This is a genomic window from Streptosporangium nanhuense, assembly GCF_059358815.1.
Map to the genome: position 1 here is coordinate 233,020 of NZ_JCADBG010000015.1, position 16,578 is coordinate 249,597.

Sequence of the window (16,578 nt, forward strand, 5' to 3'; positions counted from 1 at the left end):
CTACGTGAGAGCCGTCGGCCCGGGGAGCCGTGTCCCGGCGTCCGTACGGAAGTCGCCGGTCCCGGGACGGACCTTGCGCCGGCGCAGGCCCGCCGCGGTGAGCCGGGTGACGAGCTCGCGCGAGGACACGGCCTCGGCGCCCAGCGCGACGGCCCGCTCGTAGACGGTCTCGGGGACGTCGTAGTGGTCGCGGTCGAACGCCCGGCGCGGCACGCCGAGCAGCTCCGCGAAGGCGTGCAGCTCCCCGGTCGAGCTGTCGCTGACCAGGTGTGACCAGAGCAGGCCGCGCGGACCCGGCCAGTTGGGCGGGTCGATGAGGACGCTCATCGCCGGGCGAGGTCGAGCGCGACCTCCAGGGCGGCCGCCTGGCGCTCCCCGTCGGTGATCGAGTCGTCCCTGAGCATGAACAACGACGCGTGCAGCGCGAACAGGGCCATCGAGTGCCTCAGCTGGGTGGACGGGGGATCCTCCGGGTCGACGAGGAAGGCGAGCAGCTCGAACATCCGCTCGCGGGTCTTCTCCATCGTCGGATGGTTCTTGAGCGAGGTCTGGTTGCGCTCGAGGAACCGCATGACCTCACGGTGCCTGCCCCGGTACAGGTCGTCGGAGTAGCGGCGGATCAGCTCCTCGCGCGTCTCGTCGGTGCGCGGCCGGGACCTGGCCCAGGTGACCAGCTCCTCGATCGACCTCACCCGGTCCTCCGCCAGGCTGGCGATGATGTCGTCCTTGGTCTTGAAGTGGTAGTAGAGGGCCGCCTTGGTCACGCCGAGGGCCTCCGCGATCTCGCGGAGCGAGGTGGCCTCGTAGCCCTGCTCGGTGAAGAGCTTCAGGGCGATCTCCTGGATGCGCGTCCGTGTGTCGGCGTTTTCCCTCATGGTTCCCTTACCGAGAAATCAACTTGACGGCCGGCAAGTAAGCGGCCTACGTTCCATCATAACCGGTGCTAGCCGGTCGGCAAGTAAGCAAGATCTATAAGGTTTCTCAGCAGGGGGCGAAGAAGTGAAGGAGACCGCGGCCGCGCCGGCGCGGCGTCGCGAAGTCATGGTGGTACTGCCGGGCCTGATGCTCGCGATGGTCCTGGCCATGCTCGACAACATGATCGTCAGCACCGCGCTGCCCCGCATCGTCGGCGAGCTCGGCGGGCTGACCCACCTGTCCTGGGTGGTGACCGCCTACGTGCTCGGCACCACCGTCTCGACCCCCATCTGGGGCAAGATCGGTGACCTGTACGGCAGGAAGAGCATCTTCCTCGCCTCGATCGTCATCTTCATGGTCGGCTCCGCGCTCTGCGGCATGGCCGGCTCCGAGATGCTCGGCGGGCCCTCCAACGGCATGGCGCAGCTCATCGCCTTCCGCGCGCTCCAGGGCCTGGGGGCCGGAGGCCTCATGGTCAACGCCATGGCGATCATCGGCGACCTCGTCCCGCCCCGCGAGCGCGGCCAGTACCAGGGCATCATGGCCGCCGTGATGTCGCTCGCCATGATCGCGGGCCCGCTCGTCGGCGGGTTCATCACCGACCACCTCGACTGGCGCTGGGCCTTCTACGTGAACCTGCCCGTCGGGTTCGTCGCCCTGGCCCTGCTCGCGGTCAAGCTGCAGCTGCCCAGGCTGCGCACCGAGCACCGCATCGACTGGCTCGGCGCGGCCCTGCTCTCTGTCGGCATCACCGCGCTGGTCCTCATCACCACCTGGGGCGGCAACGAGTACGAGTGGGGATCGCGGGAGATCCTCGGCCTGGCGGGGCTCGCCGTCGTCATGCTGGCGCTGTTCGTCCTGGTGGAGCGCCGCGTGGCCGAGCCCATCATGCCGCTCAACGTCTTCCGCGACCGCAACTTCAGCCTGATCTCGGGCGTGGGCTTCCTGCTCGGGTTCGCCATGTTCGGCGCGATCAACTTCCTGCCGCTGTTCCAGCAGACCGTCCAGGGGGCCAGCGCCACCAACTCCGGCCTGCTGCTGCTCCCGATGATGGGCGCCGCGATGGTGGTCTCGCTCTTCGTCGGCCGCGCCATCACCAAGACCGGCAAGTACAAGATCTATCCGATCGTCGGCGGCGTGGGCATGGCGTTCGGCATGTGGCTGCTCTCCACGATGGGCGTCGGCACCCCCGCCTGGCAGACCGGCGTGTTCATCGCGGTGCTCGGCCTCGGCATGGGCTTCCTGATGCAGACCACCATGCTGATCGCCCAGAACAGCGTCGAGCAGAAGGACCTCGGCGTCGCCAGCAGCGCCTCGACCTTCTTCCGCTCCATCGGCGGCTCGTTCGGCGTCTCGCTGTTCGGCGCGGTCTTCAACAACCACCTCACCGCGAGCCTGGAGAGCAGGCTGGGCGCCGCGGGCGAGCGGCTCGCCTCGGGCGGCGCCCAGTTCGACCCGGCCGCGCTGCACAAGCTGCCCGCCGACGTGCGGGCCGGCTTCCTGGAGTCACTGGCCGAGTCCATCTCCGGCGTCTTCTGGTGGGCGATCCTGTTCGCCGTCGTGGTGCCGCTGCTGGCGGCCTTCATCAAGGAGATCCCGCTGCGCGGCGGTCCCGAGGCGTCGTCGGAGGAGGCCAGGCCCCCGGTCCCGGCGCTCGACTGACCGGCCGGCCGAGACCCGGGACCTGAAACCCGGGGCCCGGCACCCGGCCGGGAGCCGGGCCCCAAGTCTCGACCCAGCGATCCCCAAGCCGCCCTCGCCACGATGGGGACATGAAGACAACCACCCCCGCCGCCGGGTACGTCACCCGGCGCCCGCTGGCCGACGACGCTCGCGAGATCCACGAGCTCGTCTCGCTCTGCGACACCCAGGTGATCGGCAAGGCCGACATGACCCTGGACGACGTCGCCGACCAGCTGAACGACTCCTCCTTCGACCTGGAGTCCGACGGCTGGCTCGTCCACGACGAGACCGGGCGGCTGGTGGCGTGGGCCTGGGCCTGCCGCAAGGGCGGCAGCGACAACGTCGACGTCGACGTCGTCGTGCACCCCGCCGCGCCGGACCTGACCGGCCCGCTCTGGGACACCGTGACCGAGCGGGCCAGGAGGATCACCGCCGAGCTCGGCCACGACCGGGCCGTGGTGGACATCGGCCTCTACCGGGAGGACAGCGGCAAGCGGGCCGTCGCCGCCGCCCGTGGTTTCGCCGCGGCCACCAGCTTCGTCCGCCTCCGCGCCGACCACGAGGGAACGGTGCCCCGGCCCGAGCTCCCGGCCGGGATCACGGTGCACCACGGGCTCACCGAGGAGGTGCGTCGCCAGGGCCACGCCGTGCAGCAGGCCGGGTTCGCCGAGCACTTCGGGTTCACCCCGAAGGACTACGACGAGTGGTACGGCGAGCTGGACTCCTCGGTCAACACCGACTGGGCGCAGCTGGCGGTCGCCCGCCTCGACGGCGAGCCCGTGGCGATGCTGCTGGGGACCAACGCCTTCCTCGGCGACGAGAACTCCGGCTACGTGCGCCAGCTGGCCGTGCTCCCCGCCTTCAGGGGCCGGGGCCTGGGCCGGTTCATGCTGCGCGGGGCGTTCGCCGACGACGCCGGCCGAGGGCGGGTCGGCACCTACCTCCACGTCGACGCCAACAACAGCACGCCCGCCCTCGACCTCTACCTCTCGGTGGGCATGCGCCAGGTGCTGGCCATCGACGTCTGGCGGCGCACGATCTGACCGCGCGGGGCCGGGCTCCGTCCGGAGCCGTTCCCCGAGGTCACCCGTCCGGGGTGACCAGGTGCTTGGAGAGGTGGGCCAGCACCGCCTGGTTGGCCTCCCAGCCGTCGGGGAACTTCACCGGCACGCCGAGCTGGACCGGCTCGGACGACGGGTGGGCGTCCAGCAGTTCGGGGATGCCCGCCCTGGCCACCACGACGCAGGCGTGCCGGTGCCGGGAGGTGAGCACGCACAGCCGCCCCGACTCCAGGTGGAACGCGGTGGCGTCGCGGCGCCCGGAGAGCGGGTGCAGCACGATCGTCACGTCGTACTCCCGGCCCTGCAGGCGGTTGGCGGTGTCCACCGTGATCTCCGGCGGCACCCCGGCGGCCCTGATCGCGGCGACCTGGTCGCGGTGCGCGGCGCCGATGGCGATCCTGTCGGCCGTGACGGGATGGCTGCCGCGCTCGGAGTGCGCGACCGGACCCCGCTGGAGCAGCCGCGTCGCCAGGGTCGCGGTCGCCGCCACGGCCTCCGCGTCGGTGCGCACCGTGTGGCGGCTCGGCAGCTCGTACAGCGCCCAGCCCGACGCGGCCGCCTCCTCCAGCGCCCGGTCGTGGGAGGTGCGCATGCCGTTCACGGTGAACTCCAGCGCCCGGTCGCCGGGGCCCGTCCCCGCGCGGAACCCGGTGAACGGGTAGAACGCCTCGGAGACCACCGGCGCCGCAGAGGCGGGCAGCCGCCAGGAGACCGGCAACCGGTGCACCGGCAGGTCGGGGTTGTGCCGCAGCAGCACCGAGACCGCGCTCTGCACCGGATCCCACGACAGGCCCGCCCAGCGGTCGCCGTCCACGATCGAGAACGGGTCGAGCTGTCCGGGGTCGCCCACGAACAGCGACCGCTCGAACAGCGAGGCGATGCGCAGCAGCTTGTCCGAGCGCATCTGGTACGCCTCGTCGACGATGGCCCAGGGCCAGGTGCGGTCGCCGATCCAGGCCCACTTGTCGGCGGTGGCGACCACCACGGCCGGGTCTCCGAGGTCGGGCAGCTTGCCCGCGACCGAGACGTTGGGGTGGGCGAGGATACGGCCGGGCGTGATGTAGCCGCTCGCCGACAGGCGGCCGATCGGCAGGTCGGGGTGCTCGGCCGCGAGCCGCTCCACCAGGTCGTCGACCTGCTCGTTGGTCTGGGCGACGATCATCAGCGGCTCGCCGGTCTCCGCGATGTGTCCCGCGGCCCTCACCACCAGCGTGGACTTGCCCGCGCCCGGCGGCGAGTCCACGACCACGCCGCGATGGCGGGGCAGGTCGGCCAGCACGGCCCCCACGACGGCCGCCGCCTCCTGCTGCGGGGTCACGGCCTGCGGGGTCACGGCTTGAGGGGTCACGGCGCACCCCCGTCACGGCCCGCCGCGCCGAAGGCGCGCGGGGCGGGGGGCGTCGCGCGGCGGCGCGAGGGCCGGTGAGCGCTCAAAGCCATTCCTCCTGGGCGTCGTCGTCGCTGGGTTCGTACTCCTTGGGGGGCCCGCCGTGGGTCCACGGCGTCTGCTCCGGGTCGGGCAGCGCCGCCGACGACTGGAAGTCGTCGGTCAGCGAGGTGTACGAGACCCGCTCGCCCGCTTCGGGCACCGAGCCGGGGGCCGGTGTCCTGCCCCGCCCCATCCCCTTGGTGATCTTGAGGGTGATCTCGTCGCCCGAGATCTCGACGATCTCGGCCGCGTGGCCGCGCCGGTCGGGGCTGCCGACCGTGGTGCCGGGGGCGAGCCGCACCGGGTCGCCGGTCCGTACCGTGATCAGGGGCCGGAGCTTGCGCGAGCGGCCCTCGCCCTCGCTGTGCTCGGGGTCGGCGGCCGTCACCGTTCCGGCGAAGGCCTCGCCGCTCAGGCGGTACTCGGCCATGAGCAGCGGGTCGTCGTGGGCCCGCTGCACGTCGTAGCTCGCCCGCGCCCGTTCCAGCCCCGCCAGCCGCGCGGCGGCGCCGACCGCGCCGTCCCTGCGCGCCTGGGGCGGCCCGCCCTCGGCGATCCGCTCGACGAACCGGGTGAACGACCCGCGGTCGATCTCCCAGCGGTCCTTCACCCGCGACCCCTCGGGCAGGGAACGCAGCAGGTCCACGCTCCGCCACATCAGCCGCCAGGTGGGTTCGAGCTGGGTGCGCAGCGCCTGGCCGATCCGGTCGACGGCGCGATCGGTCGGCGCCTCCTCGTAGGCGCGCATCGCCGGGCCGAGCACCTCGTTGTCGAAGCCGGGGTCGGTGGCCGGACCGGCCGGAGGCCACAGCAGCGGGTCCTCGGCCTCCTCGGCCGCCCGTCGTCCCGACATCCCCTGCGGCGGGTCGATCCACCCCAGCAGCGCCGCCAGGTTGGCGTCCTCCAGGTTGCTCTGCCCGGTCGCCCAGTGCAGGCTCAGCGCCTCGGTGGCCGCGAGCAGCACCGAGGAGCCGGGCTGCCGCGACCGGTCGCCGAAGTAGGTCAGCCACCGGCCGAGCAGCGGCACCGACGGATGCACCGGGTAGGGGCCGTCGGCCCGGCGGAACCGGGTGGACCGGCCCAGCAGCCCGGCGAACGAGGCCGCCGGCCGGTTCGGCACCAGGATCTGCGGCGCGTCAAGGCACCGCTCGTACGGCTCGCCGCCCCTGCGCTCGACCGTCTCGGTGCTCTTCTCGAACCCCTCGACGTAGGGCAGCAACACCTCGGCCAGCCCGGCGGCGAAGGCGAACCGCAGGTCCCGGTTGCGGGGCTGGGGAACGAGGAGCAGCCGCGGGTGGTTGGGGTCGGTGCCCACCATGGCGGCCAGCGGCGCGGCGGCCTCGCCCGCGAGCTTGAGCGGGATGAGCACCAGCGGCTGGTCGGAGATGTGGCAGTGCCGGACCGTGGTGATCCGCTGCGCGACGCCGTCCCTGGCGGCCCGCAGCCGCGCCAGCGCCGTCAGCGTGCTCACCGGCCGCCCTCCGTCCGTCCCCGGGGCCCGGCCGGGCCCGATACGCCGGTTCCGGCCGCGCCGGTGTCCCGCGCGGCCGGTACGCCCGTTCTCACCGCAGCGACTCCTCGCGCAGCCGGTTCGCCAGCCGGAGCAGGCGGGCGATCTCCTCCTGGTCCTCGGCCGGTTCGCGGGTGCCCTCGGCCAGGCCGAGCGCCTCGTCCATGCCGGAGACGCCGCCCAGCTGGTCGCGTACCTGGCGCCCGAGCAGGTCGGTGGACCCGCAGGTGCGGGCCTCGTGACGGCAGAACATGCACATGTCGCAGGTGGACAGGCAGTCGGGCGCGTAGCGGGCGGGCACCTGGAGCAGCGCCTGGGCCAGCTCATCCGCCGAGCGGGTCGGCACGCCGTCCTCGCCGGGGGCCAGGTCGAAGGTGAGGTCGTCGGGCAGGCCCTCCAGCAGGCGCTCGACCCTGGTCATCCGGGCGAGCTGGCGGGTGAGGACCGACAGGTGCTTGCGCACGTCGACCAGGGCCGCCGTCGGGCGGTTGGCGAAGTTCTCCGGGCAGACGAGGACCACGTCGTGGGAGACGCGCCGCGGGTCGTGCCCGAGGTCGGCCATGAGCGTGCGCAGCGCCAGGACGTAGACGGCCGCCTGCCGCGCCGCCGCCGCGACCTTGTCCGGCTCGGCCTGGCCGTCGATCACGCTGAACGACTTGATCTCGACGATGTGGAAGCGCCCCCCGATCTGGAAGGCCACCACGTCCGGCTCCAGATAGGAGGTGTGCCCGGCGATCTGCAGGCTGAACAGCGGGTGGTCGTAGAACACCGCGGCCCCGTCGTCCTCGCGCGCCGCGCGGTCGATCAGCGCCCGGGTGTGCGAGTGGCGCAGGTGGGAGCCGACGCTCTCCACGTCCCGGTAGCCGACCTGGGCGACGGACAGGCCGAGCAGCTCGCGCAGCAGCCGCAGCAGCTCGGCGCAGCCGTTCTCCTTCACCAGCGCCTCGAACACGTTCCCGCGGCTGATCGCGAACTGGGACTGGCCGAACGGCGCGGGGAAGCCGACGTGCCGGGCCGTGAGGTCCTTGTCGACCCCCGCCGCGTCCATCAACGCCCGGCGCGCGCAGCCGGGGTTGGCCGCCAGTGCCGCGATGGCCCGCGCGTCGTGCGGGCGGGACGGCATCGGCCCGCGCAGCTCGTCAAGCCTGTTCGGGAAGGACCTCTCCCTGAGCTTGGTCATGAGCCGGTCTTCCCGTCCAGCCTGGTCTTCAACAGGCCCCCCTCAAGGTGTTCATCGCGGTGGCGCCGAACAGGCGCTCCACGTCCGGTAGTTGCCTCGTCGCCCGCGCCGCCACATCGGCCCGTTGCGCGGAGTCGGCGGCCAGGTGCACCTCCAGCTCGGCCCGTGCCGCGCGGATCGCGGCCGCCGGGTCGGCCGGGGCGAATCCCTCGACGGCCCCCGGGATGTTCTGCGCCATCCGCGACAGCAGCCGTACCGCCCCGGGAGGCGGCTCCGCCAGCCGCGTCAGCTGCTCGGCGACGCGTACGGCCGAGGTGAGGAAGTCGACGCGCGGGCTCAGCGGCCCCAGCACCCGAAGCTCGGGCGGCCACGTGCTGTCGGCGAGCAGCCCCCGGGCGGGGGAGAGACGGTCGGTCAGCGCGGCGCACAGGTAGTACGGCCTGGCGTAGGGGTCGCCGCGGAACGAGCGCTCCTCGTCGCGGCGCAGGCTGGTCAGCTGGGAGCCGCGCAGCTCGCGGGAGAAGAAGGCGTCGTTCACCGCCACGATCAGCTTGGCCGGGGTCGGCACGCCCAGCATGGTCAGTGCCTGGTGCACCTGCTCCCTGATGGGCAGCAGCGAGGTCTCGGGCTCGTCCGGCGGCGCGGGGGAGTCGGAGGCCACCGCCGCGTCCCACGCCTGCTCGGCCCTGCGGAGGTCCCCGCGCAGCGACCTGGCGAGCGAGTTCTCCCTCGCCTTGACCGCCCGTCGCACCTCGGCGCGGAGGTCGGCTATCCGCCGTTCCAGCGCGTCCAGTGAATCACTCACGGCCCGGAGCGTAACAGGAGTTCCACCAGCCTCCCCTGAATTCCAGCGATTTCCAGCATTAAAGTGCGAGTCGTTGAATAGGGATAACGGACTAAAGGCGCATTTAATACGAAACTGATCATCTGGCACGCGAAGCCCGGCGCCCCGGGGCCTCCGGGCGGCCGGTGGCGTGGCCCCCGCCGCTCGCCTCGGCCGCCCGGCGAATGGCCGTCTCGAACTCCGAATGGGCCCGCCCGTCGTCGAGTCCCATGTCGGCCGTCACGCCTCATCCCGAAAAGCTTAACCTGGTTAAGATATTAACCGGGTTGCGTCCCTGTTAGGTTGGAAGGCGTGACAGGACTCCGGGAACGCAAGAAGCGGCAGGCCCACGAGGCGATCTCGGCGGCGGCGATAGCGCTCTTCCTGGAGCGCGGGTTCGCCGAGGTGTCGGTCGCCGAGGTGGCGGCGTCGGCGGGGGTCTCCAAGCCGACCCTGTTCAAATACTTCCCGACCAAGGAGGACCTCGTCCTGCACCGCATCTCCGACCATCAGGGAGAGGCGGCCCGGGTCGTCCGCGAGCGCGGGACGGGCGAGACGCCGCTGGCGGCACTGCACCGGCACTTCCTGGCCGGGCTCGCGCGGCGCGACCCCGTGACGGGGCTCAACGACCATCCGGAGGTGCTCGGCTACCACCGGATGGTCTTCTCCACACCCGGTCTCGCGGCCAGGGTGCTCCACTACATGGCCCTCGACGAGGAGGCGCTCGCCGCCGCGCTCGCCGAGGACACCGACGAGCTCACCGCGCTGCTCGTCGCCGGTCAGGTCCTCGTCACGCAGCGGGTGCTGGCCCGGCGCAACTGGCTGACCCTGGTCGGCGGGGCGACGGCGGAGCAGACCCACCCGTCGGCCGTCGCCGCCGCCGACCACGCGTTCGCCCTGCTCCCCGACCTTCCCGAAGGTGCGGGGAAGGGCCGGGGGCGGGACTCCGCCGCCCCCGGGGCGACCGGCTAGCCTTCGACCTCCGTGCGGTCGGCCGACCACAGGGTGTGGAAGGAGCCCTCGCGGTCCACCCGCTCGTAGGTGTGCGCGCCGAAGAAGTCACGCTGGCCCTGGATCAGGGCCGCGGGCAGGCGCTCGGCGCGCAGCCCGTCGTAGTAGGCCAGCGCGGTCGAGAAGCCCGGCGCCGGGATGCCCAGCTCGGCGGCCTTGGACACCACCCGCCGCCACGACTCCTGGGCCAGGGTCAGCGCGTCGGCGAAGTAGGGGGCGGCGAGCAGGGTGACCGGCTTGTCCTGCGCCGCGTACGCCTCGCGGATGCGGTCGAGGAAGACGGCGCGGATGATGCAGCCGCCCCGCCAGATCGTGGCCAGCGCGCCGAGGTCCAGGTCCCAGCCGTACTCGGTGCTGCCGACCCTGAGCTGGTCGAACCCCTGCGCGTAGGCGACGATCTTCGAGGCGTACAGCGCCCGCCGCACGTCCTCGGCGAAGTCCTCGCCGACGGACCCCGCGGGCACGCCCGACGGGCCCGGCAGGCCGCGCGCGGCCGCACGCAGGTCCGCGTGGCCGGACAGGGAGCGCGCGAACACCGCCTCGGCGATGCCGCTCACCGGGACGCCCAGGTCCAGCGCGATCTGCACCGTCCACCGGCCGGTGCCCTTCTGCTCCGCCCGGTCGGCGATCACGTCGACGAGGGGCTTGCCCGTGGCCGCGTCGACCTGGCGCAGCACCTCGGCGGTGATCTCGATCAGGTACGAGGACAGCTCGCCCTCGTTCCACTCCGCGAAGATGTCCGCGAGCTCCGCCGGGGTCCGGCCGAGTCCCTGCCGCAGCAGGTCGTAGGCCTCGGCGATGAGCTGCATGTCGGCGTACTCGATGCCGTTGTGCACCATCTTCACGTAGTGCCCGGCGCCGTCGGGGCCGATGTGCGTGCAGCAGGGCACGCCGTCCACCTTCGCCGCGATGTCCTCCAGCAGCGGGCCCAGCGCCTGGTACGACTCCTTCGAGCCGCCGGGCATGATGCTCGGCCCGAGCAGCGCGCCCTCCTCGCCGCCGGAAACCCCCGCGCCGACGAAGTGGAGGCCGCGCTCGCGCAGCGCGGCCTCGCGCCGGCGCGTGTCCAGGAAGTGCGCGTTCCCGCCGTCCACGAGCATGTCGCCCGGCTCCAGCAGGGGGGCGAACTCCTCGATCACCGCGTCGGTCGGCGCACCGGCCTTGACCATGATCAGGATTCGCCGGGGGCGCTCCAGCGCGGCGACGAACTCCTCGGCGGTCTCGCAGGGGACGAAGGTCCCCTCGTTCCCGTGTTCCTCGATCAGTGCCTTGGTCCTGTGCTGGGACCTGTTGTGTACCGCTACCGAGTGCCCATGCCTGGCGAGGTTGCGGGCGAGGTTCGCCCCCATGACGGCCAGCCCTGTCACACCGATCTGAGCCTGAGTCATCTCTGACACTCCTTCGTCGTGTCCAAGATGCCAGTCTGCACCCATCGCCGATCAAAGCCGTCGAGAGGGCCCGCGCGAGAGGCCCCCGGAGCCGTACGGATCAACGAACCATCCGCCCCCAGGGGGTTCCCGCGTCCGGCGGGAGCAGGGAGAAGGCGTCCTGAGCCCGGTGCGGAGGCATGGGATTCACGGTGGAGATCAGGGGCGGGACAGCGGTCCGGACGTTCGGCGCGGAGCCGTGGGATTTCCGGGGGACCGGTGGTGGGACGGGGGAACCGGTCCCCGGCGCGGAGCCGTGGGACCCCGATGGAATCAGCGCCGGAACAGGGTTCCCGAAGCCTCCGAGCCGAGGACTCCGCCCAGGCAGCGATAGGTCCGCGCGCCCCCCTGGAACTGCTCCTCCGAGGGCGGCAGCACCGTGCTCCGCCACCTGGCCTGCCCGATCCCGCGGGCGTCGCCGTAGCGGGAGGCGAGCATGATCCGCGCGGCGCACACCTTCTTCACCGTCGGATGCCTCTCCAGGGCCGCCTGGTCGTAGGTGAGGGAGTCCCTCGGCAGCGGGGCGATCGCGAACGTCTCCCACGAGTGGGACTCCTCGCAGCCGATCCGCTTGGCCGCGGTGTCGCCCGCGATCACGACGAGGCCGCCCCAGCACTCGGGCTCCGCCACGCACGCGGCCCCCGCGCCCGTCACCGAGGTGGCGGGGCAGGCGGCCGTGACCGTGGCGACCTCGGGAACCTTCGGAGCCGCGGACGTGCCCCCCGCCGGGGCCGCGCCGACGTCCTCGCCGCCGCCCTGAAGGCTCTGCTGCCCGGTGGACGGGCTCTGGTCGCGGTTCTCGACGTACATGAGCCCGACCCCGGCCAGCAGCAGGATCGCGAAGGCCACGGCCACCGCGACGAAGACCCGCACGTTCGACGGACCGGGGTGCGCCGGGGCCGTCGCGGGCGACTGGGTACCGGAGAGCCCCTTCAGGCCCGGCGAGGTCAGATGCGACCGCACCGGCTCCCCGCCCGGCCCGCCCCGCGCCGCCGTACGCGCCGGTGTGCCGTACGGCGACGCGTACGGCATCTCCGGCGCGTACGGCGGCGCGGGCGCCGGGCCCGCGACCGGAGCCGGGCGAGGGGAGGGGGCGGCGGGACGCGGGGCGGGGGACCGGCGGGCCGGGCCGCCCCCCTCCAGGCGCAGGTCCGTGAGGGCGTCGCGCAGCGCGGACACCGAGGGGGTACGCCGCGCGGGATCGCTGACCATGGCCTCCCTGAGCACGGCGGTCAGCTCCGCCGGCACCCCCGGGATCTCGGGGACGGGCAGGCGGTGCAGGGCCATGATGACCGCGATGTTGACCACGCCGCTCTCGGGAAAGCGCGGCGGGCGCCCGGAGAGCAGCGCGTACAGCGTGGCGGCGAGGGAGTAGACGTCGCCCGCGGCGGCGGGTTCGGTCAGCTCGAACGCCTCGGGCGGGGCGTAGGCCGGGGTGAGGGACTCCCGGGTCACCGACGCCTCGCTGCCCGAGGACGGCATGGTGGCCAGCCCGAAGTCGGAGAGCACCACGTTGCCGTACCGGTTGATCAGGATGTTGGCGGGCTTGATGTCGCGATGCAGCACCCCGGCGGCGTGCGCGGCCGACAGCGCGTCGGCGATCCGGATCCCGATGTCGGCGACCTCGGCCGGGGGCAGCCGCTTCTCGGCCCGCATCCGGTCCAGCAGCGACCCGCCGGGACACAGCTCCAGGACCATGTACGGACGGCCGTCGGGCAGGACACCCGCGTCGTAGACGTGGGCGACGTGCGGGTGACCGGAGAGGGCGCCCGCCGAGGTCACCTCGCGCATGAAACGGCGCCGGTCCCGCTCGGAGACCAGCACCCGGTTGTCCACCTTGAGCGCCACCTCGCGCTCCACCGCCAGCTGCCTGGCCCGATAGACGATCCCGAAGCCGCCCTGGCCGAGCACCCCGGACACCTCATAGCCCGGTACCGCAAAGGCGCCCGATCCGGTCACCTGCCACCTCCTGAAGACGAGCGGCAGATTACCGGAGTTTGATCCGCTAACTGGGTGCGTATCCCCTTATGCCTGGTCAGAAAGGTGACGCCCGTGACCGGTGTGACGCCCGTCGCCGAGCTCCGCGAGCTCCGACAGGAGCTCGTCCCAGCGGGCGCCGATGGTGTCGAGACCGTAACCGGCGGCCGTGAGCACGGCGTTCCCGCCGAGCTCGCCGCGCAGCCCCCGGTCCTCGATCAACCGCAGGAGCGCCTCGGCGAGCGCCGCCGGCCTCCTGCCCGGGACCAGCAGGCCGTTGTGTTCGTGGACGATCACCTCCCGGGGGCCGTGCGGGCAGTCGAAGCTCACCACCGGCACGCCCTTGCTCATCGCCTCCAGGATCGTCATGCTGAACCCCTCGTAGCGCGAGCTGACGACGTGGACGGACGACCTGGCCAGCTCCATGCCGATCTCCGGCGAGCTGCCCATGAGCAGCATCGTGTCCGACAGCCCGGCCTCCTCGATCCTGTCGCGAAGCCTTCGCTCGGCCTCGGGCCTGCCGCGCCCGTAGAGGCGCAGCACCCAGTCGGGATGCGCCTCCGACACCGGCTTCCACGCCTTGACCAGCAGGTCGAAGCCCTTGGCGTGCACCATCCTGCCGACGGCGATCACCACCTTCTCGTCCAGCTTCGAGACGTCACCGGCCAGCGCGGTCACGGCGTTCGGGATGCGCAGCAGCCGTCCCGGGGGCGCCTTCAACGCCCTGCGGTAGTGCTCCAGATCCGTCTGCGTGAGGGTGACGAAGGCGTCCAGCCTGCCGTAGCGCCGCTTGATGAGCCGGACGACCTCCGGGGCGTGCAGGTCGAGGGCCACGTGCTCCTGGCCGACGGTGATGACACCCGGCGGCGCGAACAACGCGGTGACCAGGTTGAACCCCGGCCTGGTGGAGATCAGCACGCCGGTGCGCATGGACCGCAGGTAGCGCACCATGAGCAGGTCCGTCCGGAGCGAGACCGCCCGGTGGATGTTCTCCTGCCTCGGGATCAGGACGCTCGGCAGCCGCGACAGCAGCCGCGCCACCGGACCCCGCCGCCCTGTCCTGTCGTCGAGGAACGACACCCGCACGCCCGGCGGGATGGGAAAGAACGGCTCCCTCGCCGTCCGGACCACGCTGACGATCTCCACGTCACGCTCGCGCGCCAGGTGACCCGCCAGGTTGAGCACGGTCCTGATCGTGCCGCCCATCCCGTACGCGTGCTGCAGCAGGATGCGGACCGTTCCGGCGTCGGGTGCCGGAGCACGCCGCGCCCGCCTCGCGTTGAGGGCTCGCAGCAGCCGTAGCGCCGCGCGCCCGGCCCCTTCCCGTGCCCTTCGCCGTATCTTCGCCGGCCGTGTCTTCGCTCGCTGTGCCTTCGCCGATGTCCCCGACATACCGAGATCCCCGCAGTCTCCCCCCTCCTCGTTACCTTCCCCGGGACCGCTTTCACCGAAGCACGCGCGTCACGACATCATGGTCACCGTCCGGCGAGCTGTTTGTCCTCCCGGCGCTCTTGATCTCCGGCCGTTCGTCGCGCTCTCCGCCTTGTCGCGGCCTGTCACTCGCCGAAGCGGGAGAGCCGGCCGCGCATGCGGGCGTGACGCAGCGCCCACGCGAACAGGCCGAGCGTGGCGGCGAGGTAGACGACGTCCAGCAGTGCGGCCCAGGCGAGGCTGTCCCAGGGCACGGCGCCGCCGTTCAGCACGGCCCGCATGCCCGTGAAGACGTGGGTCGCGGGCATGAACCCCGCGACGGCCTGGAGGGGGCCGGGAAGCGTCTCGACGGGGTAGAAGATGCCCGCCAGCGGCTGCACCACGAAGACCAGCGACCAGGCGATCACCTGGGCGTTCTCGCCGAAGCGCAACACCGCGCAGATTCCCACCAGGCCGAGGGACCAGCCCATCACCAGCAGCAGCGCCATGAACGGCACCATCCCCGCGCCCAGGCTCGTGACGCCGAAACCGTACAGGGCGAGCGCCAGCCCCGACATGATCGCGACGGCGAAGACGACCTTGCCGAACGAGAACACGATCAGCCCGATCACGTACTCGACATTGGAGAGCGGGCTGACCTGGACGTTCAGCAGGTTCCTGCTCCAGATGTCCTCCAGGAAGGCTATCGAGATCTCGTTGCTCGCCTTCTGGAGCACCTGCCACAGCAGGACGGCGCCGAGCAGGAAGGTGGCGATGAACGGCACGCGCTGCGACTGCAGGAACAGCGTCACGAAGCCCCAGACGAAGAGCTCGATCGTGGGCCAGAAGACGATCTCGAACATCCGGACCGGGCTGCGGCGCAGCGCCGCCAGGTCGCGGAAGACCACGCCGCTGATCCGTTTCCTGCGCGCGGCCAGGCTGAGCGGGGGAAGGGTCGTCGTCATGGCCGCGCCCCCGATCGCGCCACCTTGAGAAAGACCTCTTCCAGATCCTCCGCGCCGTAGACGCCGGTGAGCTCGGTGGTGCTCCCGCTGGCCACGATCCGGCCTTCGGACATGAAATGGATGCGGTGACACATCCGCTCCACCTCCTGCATGTTGTGGGACGTGATGAGCATCGCCCGCCCGCTCTCGGCGGCCACCCGGACCAGCAGGCTGCGGATCCGGTCACCGGCGTCGGGGTCGAGGTTGGCGGTGGGTTCGTCCAGGATGAGCAGGCTCGGTTCGTTGATCAGTGCCTTGGCCAGTTGCACGCGCGTGCGCTGGCCGGAGGAGAGCTCCATCACGCGGCGCCTGCGCAGCGGGCCGAGGTCCAGCAGCTCGATGACCTCCTCCACCCGGGCCCTCGGCTTCCGCACGCCGTACAGCCGGGCGAAGGCGTCGAGCACCTCGCGCACGTGCAGGACGCCGGGGAGGTCGACGTAGCTCGCGGCGAAGTTGATCTGACTCAGCACCTCGGTCCGGTTCCTCGCGAGGTCCAGGCCGAACATGTGGATGCTGCCGCTGTCGGGTGTGATCAGGCCGAGGAGCATGTGCAGGGTCGTCGACTTGCCCGCGCCGTTGGGGCCCAGCAGCCCGACGATCTGGCCCGCGCCGACGGTGAGGCTCACCTCCCGGACGGCGGACACCGAACCGAACCTCTTCGCCAGCGCCACAGCCTCGAGAATCAACACCACGCCAGCCTGCGGTCCGCCGTCCTCTCCGGGCAATCGGTTTTCCCCCGGGGGGCGCGGTTGATTTGACGATGTGGGTCGCGGTTCATAAAGTTCACCAGACCCGAGGGAGACGGCGGTGACGCCGGGGCCTCGGAACCCTCTCTGACGATCTTCTTCCTTACGGGATCTTTGTCCCCAAAGGGGTCTGATTCGACATGAATCGGACGATCTAGTAACTTAGAAGGGTTGCCCCGAAAGGGGAGGCTGGAAATTCTGAAACAGGTAAGCCGGATCGGGTCGGTTTGACACGAAAAAGCGGGCCTGAAAGAATAAAGGCACACCGAAAGAACAGAATAAAACAAAACGAACGCCCCGGAGTTCGGGCCTGACTCATCTGGTCGGGTTTGGGTGATGGTGTACGCGTCCGTTTCTTGAGAACTCAACAGTGTGTTAAAAGCCAGTGCATGAAGCACAATC

14 protein-coding genes are annotated in these 16,578 nt (G+C 71.7%); 3 read left to right on the forward strand and 11 right to left on the reverse strand.

From position 1 onward, the window contains the following. Together AC5L38_RS27770 and AC5L38_RS27775 are read right to left on the reverse strand one after the other, a co-directional pair. Positions 1 to 327 (reverse strand): DUF4031 domain-containing protein, encoded by a 327-nt coding sequence (locus AC5L38_RS27770; protein ID WP_495245756.1) that lies wholly within the window; start codon positions 325 to 327, stop codon positions 1 to 3. Beyond that, positions 324 to 875 carry a TetR/AcrR family transcriptional regulator gene (locus tag AC5L38_RS27775; RefSeq protein ID WP_495245757.1) on the reverse strand — a complete coding sequence of 184 codons (552 nt, stop codon included), beginning with the start codon at positions 873 to 875 and terminating at the stop codon, positions 324 to 326. Before AC5L38_RS27775 ends, AC5L38_RS27770 begins: the two co-directional genes overlap by 4 nt. Positions 876 to 1,041: 166 nt before the next feature. On the opposite strand from AC5L38_RS27775, the gene AC5L38_RS27780 reads away from it, so the two are divergent. Together AC5L38_RS27780 and AC5L38_RS27785 are read left to right on the forward strand one after the other, a co-directional pair. After that, the gene (locus AC5L38_RS27780) at positions 1,042 to 2,577 is read left to right on the forward strand and encodes an MDR family MFS transporter (RefSeq protein ID WP_495245758.1); all 1,536 of its coding nucleotides are present in this window, start codon (positions 1,042 to 1,044) and stop codon (positions 2,575 to 2,577) included. Between the two features lie 110 nt (positions 2,578 to 2,687). Continuing rightward, positions 2,688 to 3,641, forward strand: a complete 954-nt coding sequence (locus AC5L38_RS27785) for a GNAT family N-acetyltransferase (protein WP_495245759.1) — start codon at positions 2,688 to 2,690, stop codon at positions 3,639 to 3,641. Between the two features lie 40 nt (positions 3,642 to 3,681). On the opposite strand, the gene AC5L38_RS27790 is transcribed toward AC5L38_RS27785, so the two are convergent. The 4 genes from AC5L38_RS27790 to AC5L38_RS27805 all read right to left on the reverse strand — a co-directional run bounded on the left by AC5L38_RS27790 (position 3,682) and on the right by AC5L38_RS27805 (position 8,583). Then, positions 3,682 to 5,007 (reverse strand): AAA family ATPase, encoded by a 1,326-nt coding sequence (locus AC5L38_RS27790; RefSeq protein ID WP_495245760.1) that lies wholly within the window; start codon positions 5,005 to 5,007, stop codon positions 3,682 to 3,684. A gap of 82 nt (positions 5,008 to 5,089) precedes the next feature. Then, entirely contained in the window at positions 5,090 to 6,559 is a 1,470-nt protein-coding gene (locus AC5L38_RS27795) for a hypothetical protein (protein WP_495245761.1), read from the reverse strand. A 91-nt stretch (positions 6,560 to 6,650) separates the two neighbouring features. After that, complete coding sequence (locus AC5L38_RS27800) at positions 6,651 to 7,778, reverse strand: hypothetical protein (RefSeq protein ID WP_495245762.1); 1,128 nt, start codon at positions 7,776 to 7,778, stop codon at positions 6,651 to 6,653. Between the two features lie 28 nt (positions 7,779 to 7,806). Beyond that, positions 7,807 to 8,583 carry a hypothetical protein gene (locus AC5L38_RS27805; protein WP_495245763.1) on the reverse strand — a complete coding sequence of 259 codons (777 nt, stop codon included), beginning with the start codon at positions 8,581 to 8,583 and terminating at the stop codon, positions 7,807 to 7,809. A gap of 330 nt (positions 8,584 to 8,913) precedes the next feature. On the opposite strand from AC5L38_RS27805, the gene AC5L38_RS27810 reads away from it, so the two are divergent. Next, entirely contained in the window at positions 8,914 to 9,573 is a 660-nt protein-coding gene (locus tag AC5L38_RS27810) for a TetR/AcrR family transcriptional regulator (RefSeq protein WP_495245764.1), read from the forward strand. Here the strand turns inward: AC5L38_RS27810 and gnd are convergent. The 5 genes from gnd to AC5L38_RS27835 all read right to left on the reverse strand — a co-directional run bounded on the left by gnd (position 9,570) and on the right by AC5L38_RS27835 (position 16,119). Then, a complete protein-coding gene (gene gnd / locus AC5L38_RS27815) occupies positions 9,570 to 11,000 on the reverse strand; it encodes an NADP-dependent phosphogluconate dehydrogenase (protein ID WP_495245765.1) in 1,431 nt (476 codons plus the stop codon). The genes AC5L38_RS27810 and gnd overlap by 4 nt on opposite strands. Before the next feature lie 312 nt (positions 11,001 to 11,312). Next, complete coding sequence (locus AC5L38_RS27820) at positions 11,313 to 12,998, reverse strand: serine/threonine-protein kinase (RefSeq protein WP_495245766.1); 1,686 nt, start codon at positions 12,996 to 12,998, stop codon at positions 11,313 to 11,315. 66 nt (positions 12,999 to 13,064) lie between these two features. After that, a complete protein-coding gene (locus AC5L38_RS27825) occupies positions 13,065 to 14,408 on the reverse strand; it encodes a glycosyltransferase family 4 protein (protein ID WP_495245767.1) in 1,344 nt (447 codons plus the stop codon). A 164-nt stretch (positions 14,409 to 14,572) separates the two neighbouring features. Continuing rightward, positions 14,573 to 15,391 carry an ABC transporter permease gene (locus AC5L38_RS27830; RefSeq protein ID WP_495245768.1) on the reverse strand — a complete coding sequence of 273 codons (819 nt, stop codon included), beginning with the start codon at positions 15,389 to 15,391 and terminating at the stop codon, positions 14,573 to 14,575. After that, on the reverse strand, positions 15,388 to 16,119 hold the full coding sequence (locus AC5L38_RS27835; RefSeq protein WP_495245769.1) for an ABC transporter ATP-binding protein: 732 nt from the start codon (positions 16,117 to 16,119) through the stop codon (positions 15,388 to 15,390). Before AC5L38_RS27835 ends, AC5L38_RS27830 begins: the two co-directional genes overlap by 4 nt. Positions 16,120 to 16,578 lie beyond the last annotated feature (459 nt).

Excerpts from the sequence above, each read along its gene's own strand:
- AC5L38_RS27770 (WP_495245756.1), bottom strand. The coding sequence starts at position 327 with ATGAGCGTCCTCATCGACCCGCCCAACTGGCCGGGTCCGCGCGGCCTG.
- AC5L38_RS27775 (WP_495245757.1), bottom strand. The coding sequence starts at position 875 with ATGAGGGAAAACGCCGACACACGGACGCGCATCCAGGAGATCGCCCTG.
- AC5L38_RS27780 (WP_495245758.1), top strand. The coding sequence starts at position 1,042 with ATGGTGGTACTGCCGGGCCTGATGCTCGCGATGGTCCTGGCCATGCTC.
- AC5L38_RS27785 (WP_495245759.1), top strand. The coding sequence starts at position 2,688 with ATGAAGACAACCACCCCCGCCGCCGGGTACGTCACCCGGCGCCCGCTG.
- AC5L38_RS27800 (WP_495245762.1), bottom strand. The coding sequence starts at position 7,778 with ATGACCAAGCTCAGGGAGAGGTCCTTCCCGAACAGGCTTGACGAGCTG.
- gnd (WP_495245765.1), bottom strand. The coding sequence starts at position 11,000 with ATGACTCAGGCTCAGATCGGTGTGACAGGGCTGGCCGTCATGGGGGCG.
- AC5L38_RS27825 (WP_495245767.1), bottom strand. The coding sequence starts at position 14,408 with ATGTCGGGGACATCGGCGAAGGCACAGCGAGCGAAGACACGGCCGGCG.
- AC5L38_RS27830 (WP_495245768.1), bottom strand. The coding sequence starts at position 15,391 with ATGACGACGACCCTTCCCCCGCTCAGCCTGGCCGCGCGCAGGAAACGG.